Origin of the sequence: Pedococcus bigeumensis (genome assembly GCF_006438965.1) — a bacterium.
GTDB classification, from domain to species: domain Bacteria; phylum Actinomycetota; class Actinomycetes; order Actinomycetales; family Dermatophilaceae; genus Pedococcus; species Pedococcus bigeumensis_A.
Genome location: NZ_RCZM01000004.1, coordinates 233,288 through 245,540, shown reverse-complemented (window position 1 = coordinate 245,540; position 12,253 = coordinate 233,288). Strand labels below are relative to the sequence as shown.

General features: G+C 70.9%; 10 protein-coding genes and 1 pseudogene. 2 read left to right on the top strand and 9 right to left on the bottom strand.

The annotated features are described in order from the left end of the window. Positions 1–26: 26 nt before the first annotated feature. Positions 27–524, bottom strand: a complete 498-nt coding sequence (locus EAH86_RS12660; protein WP_140741277.1) for a MarR family winged helix-turn-helix transcriptional regulator — start codon at positions 522–524, stop codon at positions 27–29. 99 nt (positions 525–623) lie between these two features. Between EAH86_RS12660 and EAH86_RS12655 the strand changes: the two genes are divergently transcribed. Further along, positions 624–1,181: a hypothetical protein gene (locus EAH86_RS12655; RefSeq protein WP_140741275.1), complete on the top strand. Its 558-nt coding sequence runs from the start codon at positions 624–626 to the stop codon at positions 1,179–1,181. Between the two features lie 53 nt (positions 1,182–1,234). Beyond that, positions 1,235–2,230, top strand: a pseudogene (locus tag EAH86_RS12650) (class I SAM-dependent methyltransferase); the annotation flags it as partial. On the opposite strand, the gene prmC reads toward EAH86_RS12650, so the two are convergent. The 8 genes from prmC to rho all read right to left on the bottom strand — a co-directional run bounded on the left by prmC (position 2,210) and on the right by rho (position 12,131). After that, positions 2,210–3,208 (bottom strand): peptide chain release factor N(5)-glutamine methyltransferase, encoded by a 999-nt coding sequence (gene prmC / locus EAH86_RS12645; RefSeq protein WP_338325246.1) that lies wholly within the window; start codon positions 3,206–3,208, stop codon positions 2,210–2,212. The pseudogene EAH86_RS12650 and the gene prmC sit on opposite strands and share 21 nt — an antisense overlap. Beyond that, complete coding sequence (gene prfA, locus EAH86_RS12640) at positions 3,205–4,290, bottom strand: peptide chain release factor 1 (protein ID WP_140741271.1); 1,086 nt, start codon at positions 4,288–4,290, stop codon at positions 3,205–3,207. The genes prmC and prfA overlap by 4 nt, the downstream gene beginning before the upstream one ends. Before the next feature lie 112 nt (positions 4,291–4,402). Beyond that, a complete protein-coding gene (gene rpmE, locus EAH86_RS12635; protein WP_140741269.1) occupies positions 4,403–4,627 on the bottom strand; it encodes a 50S ribosomal protein L31 in 225 nt (74 codons plus the stop codon). A gap of 111 nt (positions 4,628–4,738) precedes the next feature. Further along, positions 4,739–6,808, bottom strand: coding sequence for a sensor histidine kinase (locus EAH86_RS12630; protein WP_140741266.1), 2,070 nt, complete (start codon positions 6,806–6,808; stop codon positions 4,739–4,741). Further along, the gene (locus EAH86_RS12625; RefSeq protein ID WP_140741264.1) at positions 6,805–8,253 is read right to left on the bottom strand and encodes a glycosyltransferase family 2 protein; all 1,449 of its coding nucleotides are present in this window, start codon (positions 8,251–8,253) and stop codon (positions 6,805–6,807) included. The genes EAH86_RS12630 and EAH86_RS12625 overlap by 4 nt, the downstream gene beginning before the upstream one ends. After that, the gene (locus EAH86_RS12620; protein WP_140741261.1) at positions 8,250–9,302 is read right to left on the bottom strand and encodes a HEAT repeat domain-containing protein; all 1,053 of its coding nucleotides are present in this window, start codon (positions 9,300–9,302) and stop codon (positions 8,250–8,252) included. Before EAH86_RS12620 ends, EAH86_RS12625 begins: the two co-directional genes overlap by 4 nt. Further along, on the bottom strand, positions 9,299–9,682 hold the full coding sequence (locus tag EAH86_RS12615) for a response regulator transcription factor (RefSeq protein WP_425325226.1): 384 nt from the start codon (positions 9,680–9,682) through the stop codon (positions 9,299–9,301). The genes EAH86_RS12620 and EAH86_RS12615 overlap by 4 nt, the downstream gene beginning before the upstream one ends. Positions 9,683–9,818: 136 nt before the next feature. Continuing rightward, a complete protein-coding gene (gene rho, locus EAH86_RS12610) occupies positions 9,819–12,131 on the bottom strand; it encodes a transcription termination factor Rho (protein WP_277752335.1) in 2,313 nt (770 codons plus the stop codon). Positions 12,132–12,253: the final 122 nt, after the last annotated feature.

Genomic DNA, 12,253 nt, shown 5'->3' with positions numbered 1-12,253 from the left:
CTCGGACACACCGCCCACGTTCGCCCTCACTCCCCGACCGCGGCGTCCCCGATCGCGGCGTCCCCGACCGCCCGCTCCCGGCCGACGGCCGCGATCACCTCGTCCATGGCCGCGCTCAGCCGTTCCATGGCGGCGAGGATGTCGGGGCCGTCGTCGCCGAGTCGGTCGAGCAACGGGTTGATTGCCTCCTGGAAGTGCGGGAAGCAGGCCTCGGTCACCGCGATCCCTGACGTCGTCAGCGCGATCAGCGCCGACCTGCCGTCGTGCGGGTGGGGTCGACGCACCACGTGGCGGCGCTGCTCCATCCGGCGAAGGTAGCCCGAGAGCGTGGACTGCCTCATGCCCAGCGTCGAGGCAAGGCTGGACGGAGTCGCCGGGGCAACCAGACGCAGGGCGCTGTAGACCGCGAAGTGATCGGGGGTGAGTGGCGCATCCTCGAAGCAGGTCGTGAGCAGCTGACCACTCTGCCGCGAGAGGGCGTAGACGAGCAGAAGCGGACCACGAGCAAGGGCGCGAGCAGGCACCGTTCCATCGTGTCCGCGCTCGGGTGAGGCGGAGGCGCCAACCCGGGTCTACGCGTTTCCCCGGATCCGAGGCAGTTCGCCCGGTCCTAGCGTTTGACCATGACCAGCGCCCACCGCCCCCTGAGGACCGTCACTGCCATCGCCGCCGCTGCCGCGCTCACGACCGGATCAGCGGGGATCGCCCAGGCCAACGCCCCGTTCGAGCACTCGTCCTTCACGATCGACGAGTCGGGGTCCTTCGACGCAGACATCTGCGGCTTCCCGATCAACTGGCACGACACCGGTCGCGGGAGCGTCTTGCTCCGGGAGGACCCACGGTCAGGAGACGAGCTCATCCTGCAACGGCTCGACATCACCTCAATCTTCACCAATGCCACGTCCGGCGACTGGTTCGGCATCAGTGGTCACTGGTCCGAGCACCTCCTGCCGGCCAAGGTGATGCGTGACGGGACAGTCGTCAGCGTGCTCAAGGAGCCCGGGAACCGCAACAACCTGTTCGACGGGTCCGGGATCATCAGCAGGGACACCGGGCTCACGACGTGGACCTTCACCTACGACCCCGTCACGGACACCGAGGAGGCAAGCGTCGCGGTCCATGGCAAGTTCCCTCTGGCCGGCTCGGACTTCTGCGCCGTCGCGAGCCAGCTGATCGGCTGACGCGACCTCCTCCGACGCTGTGCCGGCCCTGGTCGCACTACGCCAGGTGCTCGATGGCATCGCCACCCCGGCGGCGGGACCATGGCGGGATGCCCGTGACCACTTCACCAACGACAGACGAGCTGGCCGAACGGATCTTCGGCGCCCTGCTGGGCACCGTCGACATCCTGTCGGTCTTCCTTGGCGACCGTCTCGGGTGGTACCGCAGCCTGGTGTCCGACGGCCCGGCGACCCCTATCCAGCTCGCCGAGCGCACGGCCACCCATCCCCGCTACGCCCGCGAGTGGCTGGAGCAGCAGGCCGTCACCGGGCTGCTCGCCCTCGCCCATCCCGACGAGGACCCCGACGCGAGGCGCTATTCGATCCCTCCGGCCACCGCCGAGGTGATGACCGACGAGACCAGCCTCAGCTACCTCGCGCCCCTCGCCCGCATGTTCGCCGCCGTCGGTCCGCAGCTCGCCGGCCTTCTCGAGGCCTACCGCACCGGCGGCGGGGTCAGCTGGGACCAGCTCGGCACGGAGGCGCGCGAGTCCCAGGCCGACGGCAACCGACCGTGGTACGAGCGGCAGCTCGCGGGCGCCCTCGCCCGTGTGCCGTCCGTGCACGACGTGCTGTCTGCGCCCGGCGCGACGGTCGCCGACGTCGGGAGCGGGGCCGGCTGGTCGAGCATCGCCCTCGCCAAGGCTTATCCCGGCGCCACGGTCCGAGGCTTCGACATCGATGCTCCGTCGGTGACGATGGCCACCACGAACGCCCGTCAGGAAGGCGTGTCCGACCGGGTTTCGTTCACCGCGGGCGACGCCGCCGCGATGCCCGAGGGTGGGTTCGACGTGGCCTTCGCGTTCGAGTGCGTGCACGACATGCCCAGACCGGTCGAGGTGCTGGCGGCCGCCCGACGCTCACTGGCTCCCGGCGGGTTCATGGTGGTCATGGACGAGGCAGTGGCCGAGGAGTTCGCTCCCGACGGCGACGACCTCGAGCGGGTCATGTACGGCTTCAGCCTGTTGGTCTGCCTGCCCGACGGCATGTCAGGTGCCGACAGCGTCGGCACCGGCACCGTGATGCGGCCCTCGACGCTGCAGCGCTACGCCGAGGAGGCCGGGTTCACCGGGTTCGAGGTGCTGCCGATCGAGGACTTCGGCTTCTGGCGGTTCTACAAGCTCTCGTGAGGGGCGCCGCGCGGTCGTCGCGCGGGGTCGGCCGGTCAGGTCGTCGTGGTCGGCCACCTCGGCCCACTCGCCGGTGCGGCGCAGTGCACTCGGCAGGGTGACCCCTTGGCTGTCGGCGTGCTCCATGACGAGCAGACCACCGGGCCGCAGCAGGACCGCCGCCCGAGCGGCCACCGCCACCGGGATCGCCAGCCCGTCCTCGCTGCCGCCGAAGAGCGCCAGCTCGGGGTCGTGGTCGCGCACCTCGGGGTCGAGCGGCACCATGCCCACCGGGATGTACGGCGGGTTGGCCACCACGACATCGACCACACCCTCCAGCTCCGGAAAGGCGTCCGTCGCGTCGCCCAGCCGCAGGTCCACGGCGAGCCCGGTGTCGGCGACGTTGCGCTCGGCCCAGGCGTGCGCCTCGCGACCCAGCTCCACGGCATACACGGTCGCGGCCGGCACCTCGTCGGCGACGGCAAGGGCGATCGCACCCGAACCGGTGCACAGGTCGACGACGACCGGGGCTTCCAGCGCGAGGGCCGCGGCGATGGCCAGTCCGGCCACGAACTCGGTCTCCGGCCGGGGCACGAAGACACCCGGTCCGACGCTCAGCTCGAGCCTGCGGAACCCCGCGCGTCCGGTCAGGTGTTGCAACGGCACGCGAGCGGCACGTTCGTCGACCAGTGACTCGTATGCCGCGGGGGCCACACCCCCGAGCACCATCGCCTTGCGCGCGTCCCCGACGGAGACCCGCATCAGGTGGGCCGCGAGCGCCACCGCGTCGGCCTCCGGAGAGGGGACACCGGCTTCGGCCAGCCGCTGGGTGGCCGCCCGGACCGCCGCGCGCAGGTCATCGCCGACGGCCTCGGTCACTGACCCGCGCCCTCGGCGACGGCTGCCATCTGCGCCGCCTCGTCGGCGTCGACCGCGGACTGCACGACCGCCTCGAGGTCACCGTCGAGCACGGCGTCGAGGTTGTAGGACTTGAAGCCGGTGCGGTGGTCGGAGAGACGGTTCTCCGGGAAGTTGTAGGTGCGGATCCGCTCAGAGCGGTCGACCGTGCGGATCTGGCTGCGTCGGGCCGCGCTCGCCTCGGCGTCGGCGGCTTCCTTGGCCACCGCGTGCAGCCGGGCGCGCAGCACCCGCATGGCCGACTCCTTGTTCTGGAGCTGGCTCTTCTCGTTCTGGCAGGACACCACGACCCCGGTCGGCAGGTGGGTGATCCGCACGGCGGAGTCGGTCGTGTTGACCGACTGGCCACCGGGACCGGACGAGCGGTAGACGTCGATCTTGAGGTCGTTGGGGTCGATGGTGACCTCGACCTCCTCGGCCTCCGGCATCACCAGCACCCCGGCCGCCGACGTGTGGATCCGCCCCTGGCTCTCGGTCACGGGCACCCGCTGGACACGGTGCACACCCCCCTCGTACTTGAGCCGCGCCCACGGCCCCTCCCCGAGCGCCGGTGTGCCCTTGGCCTTCACGGCCACCTGGACGTCCTTGTAGCCGCCCAGGTCGGACTCGGTCGCGTCGATGAGCTCGGTCCTCCAGCCGCGCCGCTCGGCGAAGCGCAGGTACATCCGCAGCAGGTCGCCGGCGAACAGGGCCGACTCCTCACCGCCCTCACCGGCCTTGACCTCGAGGATGACGTCGCGGTCGTCGTCGGGGTCGCGCGGGATGAGCAGCCGCCGCAGGGTGTCCTCCGTCTCGGCAAGACGCGCCTCGAGGCTGGGCACCTCGGCCGCGAAGCCGGCGTCCTCGGTGGCGAGCTCGCGGGCGGCCGCCAGGTCATCGGTGGCCGCGTGCCACGAGTGGTATGCCGCGACGGTCGGTGCCAGCGCGGCATACCTCTTGTTGAGCTTGCGGACCAGGTTCTGGTCGCCGAACACCTCAGGATCGGCCAGCCGCTTCTCGAGGTCGGCATGCTCCTGGACCAGGGCTGCTGCGGACTCCAACATGGGGGCTCCTGAGGTCGTGCGATGGTGGTGCAGGGTGAGCTGGGCAGGCAACGTGGGAAAAGCAATGCGCCGGCCCCGACCCAGAGGGGTCAGGACCGGCGCATCGGGAAAGCTACTTGCTCTCGGCAGCGGCCTTCTTGCCGTAGCGGGCCTCGAACCGGGCCACGCGGCCACCGGTGTCGAGGATCTTCTGCTTGCCGGTGTAGAACGGGTGGCACTGCGAGCACACCTCGGCGCGGATCTGGCCGGAGGTCGCAGTGCTGCGAGTCGTGAACGTGGACCCACAGGTGCAGCTGACCGTGGTCTCGACGTACTCGGGGTGGATGTCCTTGCGCAAAACGTGCTCCTTGAGTCAATGTGACCGGGTCGGCTGGGCGGGCTGCCCTGGACGTGGTCCATGCCGTGAACCGGTCAGCAGTCAAGTGTGCCAGAAAGCGGCGCACATCTCCTAAACGGCAGCGGGGGTCACGCCATTCCCGACGGGTAGGTCCACCCGCATGACGGTGCCCCGGCCCTCGACCGAGTCGACCTGCAGCTCGCCGCCGTGGCCCTCGACGATCGCGCGCACGATCGCCAGGCCCAGCCCGGTGCCGGGGATTGCGGCGGCCGTGGCGTTCGAGGCCCGGAAGAACCGGCCGAACAGCTGCGGCAGGTCCCCCGCCGGGATGCCGATGCCGGTGTCGGTCACCGTGATGACCGCGCGGCCGTCGACCTCCGTCGCGCCGATGGTGGCCTGTCCGCCCGGTCGGGTGAACTTGACCGCGTTCGAGCCGAGGTTGATGAGGCTGCGCTCCAGCTGCCCGCGGTCGACGCGGATCACGAGCTCGGGGTCGATCGGCTCGATGACCAGCGTGACGCCCGCGGCATCGGCCACCGGGCGCAGCAGGTCGGCGACGCCCGCCACGAGCTCGTCGACAGCGACGTCCTCGGTGGTTGACTGCAGCCCGGTGGCCTCGATCTTGTTCAGGACGAGGAGGTCCTCGATGAGGCCGCGCAGGCGGTTGGCGTTGCGTCCGATGATGTCGAGCGCACTGCGCTGCGGGTCCGAGAGGTCGCCGTAGTCACCGTCCTCGAGGAGCTCGAGGTAGCCGTTGATCGAGGTCAGCGGCGTGCGCAGCTCGTGCGAGATAGTGGCCATGAAGTCGGTCTTCTGCCGGTCGAGGGCGGTGAGCTGCTCGACCTGCGCCTCCCGCATCTCCCTCAGCCGGAGGTCGACGATGGACTGGGCGACGTAGCCGGCACACTGCTGGACAGCCTGGATCTCGTAGCGGCGCCACCGCCTCGGTGTCTCGATCGTCATCAGCGACAGCACGCCCAGGCCCTGCTCGCCGATGCCCACGGGCACCATGAGGAGCGACTTCGCCCCGGTGGCCCGGTAGAAGCGTGCGGCCCGGGCCTGGGTCTGGACCTCGGCGTGGAGGAAGTCGGACAGGACGAACACCGTGGCCTGGCGACGGAGCTCGTCGCCCACGACCCTCACCTCGCTCGCCAGGGACGGCGGAAGTGCGGGGAGGTCCGGCAGGTCGTGACGGTGCCACTGGGTCCGCTGGTCGATCACCCCCGACTCGTCGTGGGTGTAGAGCATGATCCGGTCGACCGACAGGCCCTCCCCGAGCATTGCGCACACGGTGCTCAGTGCGGTGTCGATCTCCGGTGCGCCGTGCACCACGCGAGCCACGTCCAGGGCCAGCTGGTGCGCGCGCAGGACGACCGACTGCTGCTCCTGGAGCACCTGGTTGGACCGGGTCAAGCCGTTGAAGTCGGCCGCCAGCCCGCGAACCTCCGCGGCCCCGCTGTCGATGTCGGCCTGCGCGTCGCGGTCACCGTCGCGCTGGCGCTCGACGACCGACCGCAACCGCTCCAGCGGACCGCTGACCGACCGCGCGAGCAGTCGCCACCCACCGAGCACGATGGCCATCGCCAGGAGCATGGTGCCGGCCGCGATGACCACGATCCACTGGACGGCGTCGCGCGCCCCTTCCCGTGCCGCGTCACGCTCGAGCCGGATCGCCTCGGACAGGCCGCGGTTGCTGTCGCGGAAGAGCCGGAACCGGTCCATCGCGTCCGCCTCGAGGACACTGCGCTGCGACAGGGTGCCGGTGGTGCCGTCCTCGGCTGCCTCCGCGGATCTGAACCACCCGTCGACGGCGGTGCGCTGGGTGGCGAGCAGCGCGGCATACCGGGCGCGGTCCTCGTCCGCCAGCGAGGGTGAGTCGAAGGCGTGCTGGACGTTCGCAAGGTCGCCCGCGACCTGGTCACGCTTCAGGCGGTAGCGGGTCAGCGGCGCGGAGCCGCCCATGAGCTGGCTCCAGCCGGCGTTGGCCTCGGTCATGTCGATGAGGACGGCGTTGTTGGCGTCGAAGGCGGGGCCGTAGGCCAGCGTGAGCGACTGGATGTCCCGGCTCTGGCTGGCGATGTTCCAGACCGACGCGGCGCCCACGACGGGGAACAACAGCACCAGGGAGATCCCGAGGACCTTGAGCTGGCCGGAGACCGAACGGCTCGCGAGCTGGGTCACTCGCCCGCCTCGCCGAATCCGGTGCGGGTCATCACGCCCCACACCTGCTTCTTGCGCCGCAGGCTGGCCCACCAGCCCTCGAGCCGCCACCACACCGTGAGCTGGCGGTACCCGATGTTCTCCAGCACCGAGGCCACCAGCGTCAGCCCCAGGTCGCGCCAGCGCTCGTGACGGTGGAAGGACCACTCCTCGGCCGCCATCGCCGACAGCGTCACCAGGATCGCCAGCCCGTAAGCCAGGGAGAGGAACAGGATCGCGTAGGGGATGTTGACCACGTCGAGGACCAGAGCCAGCGGGACGATGATGATGCCGAAGAACTCCAGGAGCGGGGCGAACAGCTCGAAGACCCAGTAGTAGGGCAGCGCGATCATCCCGACCTTGCCGTAGCGCGGGCGCAGCACCATCCCGCGGTAGGCCCACAACGTCTCCCACAGCCCGCGGTGCCAGCGTCGCCGCTGGTTGCGCAGCACCCCCAGGGTCGAGGGGACCTCGGTCCACAGGACCGGTTCAGGGACGAACCCCACGCGGTAGTCGCGCTTCTCGTCATGCAGCTTGCGGTGGATGCGCAGCACGAGCTCGAAGTCCTCGCCGATGCTGTCGGGGTCGAGTCCGCCAGCCTCGACGACGACATCGCGCCGGAACAGGCCGAACGCACCGCTGATCAGGATCAGCGCCCCGAACCGCGACCACCCGGTGCGGCCGAGCAGGAAGGCACGGAGGTACTCGACCACCTGGATCCGGGCCAGCCAGGGCTTCGGCATCTGGACCTTGACGATCCGCCCGGACACGACCCGACTGCCGTTGACCGGCCGGATGGCGCCCCCGGCGGCCACCATCCGGATGGGGTCGTCGGCGAAGGGCTGGGTCACCCGGAGCAGCGCGTCGGGTTCGAGGATGGAGTCGGCGTCGATCATGGCGACGAGCGGCTCGGTGGCGGCGTTGAGCGCGACGTTGATCGCCTCGGACCGCCCCGAGTTCTCCTTGCGCACCAGGACGAGCCGGGTCCGGCCGTCCCGCGGCACGTGCACGTCGACGATCCGGGCCCGGACGGGCACGTCCTGCGGGATCTGCCGCGGGATCGGCACCAGGTCGAACGCCGCACGCAGCCGCTCGAAGGTCCCGTCCGAGCTGCCGTCGTCCACGACGACCACCTCGTGCCGTGGGTAGCGCAGCGAGAGCAGGGCCTGCACCGACGTGACGATGCCCATCTCCTCGTTGTAGGCCGGCACGAGGAGCGAGACCCCGGGAGACAGCGCGCCGCCGAAGGTCTCGACGACCGCCTCACGGCGACGGTGCTGGGCCCGGAAGTCGATGCTGGCCAGCACGATGAGCAGGAGGTAGGACAGGTTGATGACGGCGAAGTAGACGAGGATCGGCACCGACGTGATGTCCATCAGCCAGACCACGCCGGTCCTCAGCCCGTCGACGAACCCGTCCCAGCTCACGCCGCGCCCGCCTGCAACCGCGCCAGGGCGCGCGCCGTCTCGACCGACGGGTTGGACGCGGCAGAGTCGAGCGCGCTGCGCCCGGCCGGCCCGAGCAGCAGCAGCGAGGTGGCCGCGATCTCGGCGAGCCGCGGGTCGGGGTCCCCGAGCAGCGCCGTGAGGCCCACCACGGCCGAGGGTTCGCCGAGCTCGCCGAGGGCAGCCGCACAGGCCCGACGCAGTGCGCGCGGACGGTCGGCCCCGGTCTCCCGCAGGAGCGCGACCACGTCCGCGGCGCGGCCCATCCGGCCGAGCGCGACCGCTGCCGCCTCGCGGACCGTGGGGTCGTCGTCGCAGGCGAGCGCGACCCGCAGCGCGTCCAGCGACCGCGAGAAGCTGCCCTCACCGCTGAGGTATGCCGCGACCGTGCGCGTCGTGGGGCTGCTCGCCGAGAGCGCGTCGCGCAGCGAGCCGGAGATGCCCACGCCCATCCCCTCGAGGGCGTCAGCGGCCGGCCCTGCGGGGACCACCCGGTCGGCACCCACCGCGGCGAGCAGGGCAGCCGAGGCGGTCGGCTCGCCGATCCGGCCGAGGGCGCGCGTGGCGGCGACGCGCACCTCGGGAGCGGGGTCGCCGAGCGCCTGCACGAGCAGTGGAAGGGCTGCGCCCACGTGGCACAGCCCCAGGATGTGTGCCGCCCGAGCCCGCTTCAGGGTGCTGCGGTCGCGCAGGTCGTGGGGCGCCCGGTCGACCGCGCCATGGGCCAGCAGCACGGAGGCGAGCTCCTCGGCCGGCGCACCACGCACCTTGCCCAGCAGGTCGACGACCACGACATCGACCGCGTCGCGAGCCGGGCCGTCCACCTCGATCAGGGCGTCGCGGTGCGTCCCGCCCTCGTCCTCGCCGGAGGCGACGGCAAGCAGGTGCGGCCGGTGGGGCGCGACGAGCTCCGCGGTCCGTCGCTCGCGCACCGTGCGCGTGACCTTGGTGAGGACGATGAGGAGCACCAGCGCGAGACAGGCCAGCAGGACCAGCGCCGAGGATGCCCAGAGCAGGTCGCGTCCGGTCACCGGACGCGCGCCAGGATTCCGTTGACCCGGTGGAGCAGCTCTCGCGGACTGAACGGCTTGATGACGTAGTCGTCGGCTCCGACCGCGAACCCGGTGTCGACGTCGCTGTCGCGGGACTTCGCACTGAGCAGCAGGACCGGCACCGTGGCGGCCCCGCTCTCGCGGATCTTGCGCAGCACGTCGATGCCGGACAGACCGGGCATCATCACGTCGAGGATGACCAGTGACGGCGCCTGTTCCTGGAATGCCTCCCAGGCGCTGAGCCCGTCCCCGACCGCCTGCACGGCATACCCCGCTTGGGTGAGTTTGAACTCGACGAGGTCGCGAATATCCGGATCATCGTCGGCGACGAGCACTCGGATTCCATCCACCGCGGTCACTGCCATTCTCCTCGATCGTCATCCACTTGGTCCTACCTGTACCAATGTAAGGCGTCCAGCACGCAACCGGGGACCGACACCACCTGGTGTCGGTCCCCGGATCGGTCCCCGGCTGGCTGTTGCGCCGGTGGTGCGGTCAGTCCTTGTCCTCGTCGTCGAGACGGATCGAGGAGTTCTGCTGGACCTGCATGAGGAACTCGATGTTGCTCTTGGTCTTCTTGATCCGGTCGATCAACAGCTCGATGCCCTGCTGCTGGTCGAGCGCGGCGAGGACGCGGCGCAGCTTCCACATGATCTTCAGCTCGTCGCCCGACAGGAGGATCTCCTCCTTGCGGGTGCCCGAGTTGTTGATGTCGACGGCGGGGAAGATGCGGCGGTTGGCCAGTCCCCGGTCGAGCTTGAGCTCCATGTTCCCGGTGCCCTTGAACTCCTCGAAGATGACCTCGTCCATGCGCGAGCCGGTCTCCACCAGCGCCGTCGCGAGGATGGTCAGCGAGCCACCGTTCTCGATGTTGCGCGCGGCGCCGAAGAACTTCTTCGGCGGGTAGAGCGCCGCGGAGTCGACACCACCGGACAGGATGCGCCCGCTCGCCGGTGCGGCGAGGTTGTAGGCGCGGCCCAGCTTGGTGATGGAGTCGAGCAGCACCACCACGTCGTGGCCCATCTCGACGAGCCGCTTGGCCCGCTCGATCGCGAGCTCGGCGACCGTCGTGTGGTCCTCTGCCGGTCGGTCGAAGGTCGAGGAGATGACCTCCCCCTTCACCGCCCGCTGCATGTCGGTGACCTCTTCGGGACGCTCGTCCACGAGGACGACCATGAGGTGGCACTCGGGGTTGTTCGTCGTGATCGCGTTGGCGATGGCCTGCATGACCATCGTCTTGCCGGCCTTGGCCGGGGCGACGATCAGACCACGCTGACCCTTGCCGATCGGGGCGACGAGGTCGATGACCCGGGTGGTGAGGATGCCCGGCTCGGTCTCGAGGCGCAGCCGCTGCTGCGGGTAGAGCGGGGTCAGCTTGCCGAACTCGACGCGCTTGCGGGCGTCGTCCGGCGTCATCCCGTTGACGGTGTCGAGGCGGACCAGCGCGTTGAACTTCTGGCGCTGGTTCTGCTGTGAGTCGTCGCGCTGGGCCTTCACGGCACCCGTGACGGCGTCGCCCTTGCGCATGCCGTTCTTCTTGACCATGCCGAGCGGTACGTAGACGTCGCCCGGTCCCGGGAGGTAGCCGGACGTCCGAACGAACGCGTAGTTGTCCAGGACGTCGAGGATGCCGGCGACGGGCACCAGGACGTCGTCCTCCTCGACCATCGGCTCGTTCTCGTAGTCGCTGCCGTAGTCGCCGCGCTGGCCGCGCTTGTCCCGGTTGCGGTTGCGGTTGCGGTTGCGGCGACGTCCGCCCCGGCCGTCACCGTCGTCGTCGTAACCCTGCTGGTCCTGCTGACCACCCTGGCCCTGGCCCTGGCCCTGGCCCTGGCCCTGGCCCTGGCCCTGGCCCTGGCCCTGGCCCTGGCCCTGGTTGCCCTGAGCACCTTGGCCCTGGGTGCCCTGGCCGCGCTGGCCGCCCTGCTGGCCCTGGCCGGCTGCGTTGCCCTGCGCGTTGCCCTGCCGGCCGCCCCGGTCATTCCGCTCGTCACAGTCGTCCTGGCGGTCGTCGCGGTGCTGGCGGTCGTCCTGGCGGTCGTCCCGCCCCTGACGCTCGTCGCGGTTCAGCCGGGCGCCCTGCTGACGCTCGGCCTGCTGCCGGTCACGTCGCTCACCCTGCGCCTGGTCCTCGCGGTCGTCGCGGTTCTGGCGGTCGTCCTGCCGGTCGTCCCGGCTCTGCCGGTCACCCTGCTGACGGTCGTCGCGCCCCTGGGTGCCGCGCCCCTGGGTGCGGCGCCCCTGGGGCTCACGGTCCTGACCACGGTCCTGACCACGGTCCTGTTGGTCGGGGTCCTGGATGGCGTCGCCATCCTGGCCGTCGCGGTTCTGGCGCTGGGCCTGCAGGCGGGCTGCCCGGTCCGCACGGTTGCGACTCGGACGATCCCCCTGCTGGCGGTCGCCGCGCTCGGGGCGCTCGGCCTGCTGGTCGTCGCCCGTGGTCTCGCGGCGCTGCGCGGTGCGGTCGTTGCTGCGGTCGCTCTGCGCGGCACGGTCGTCTGCGCGGTCGTCACTGCGGTCGGCCGACTGGGTGCGGCTCTGCGGCTGCTCCGCGGCCGGCGTCTCGGCCTGGGCCTGGGCCGGACGCTCCTGCGGCGGGGCGGTCCGGCGGGCCGGCGCTCCTGCTCCGGACTGGCGGTCCTTGATGGCGGTGACGAGGTCACCCTTGCGCATCTTGGCGGTGCCGGTGATGCCCATGCTGGCGGCCAGGCCCTGGAGCTCGGCGACCTTCATGGTGCTCAGTGCGCCTGAGCGGCGCGGCTTCTCGTCCTGCGAACCCGCAGTGTCGAGAGTGGTGGTGTCTGTCACGAAGGATCCTTCCCCCTCGTTTGCGGCCGGGGATCAGATTCCGGACCGGTGCTTGGGTCAGCAGCGCTGACCAATGGAGCCACATGCAGCACAGGGAGGCGTGGCAGCACGAAGGCCGCCGA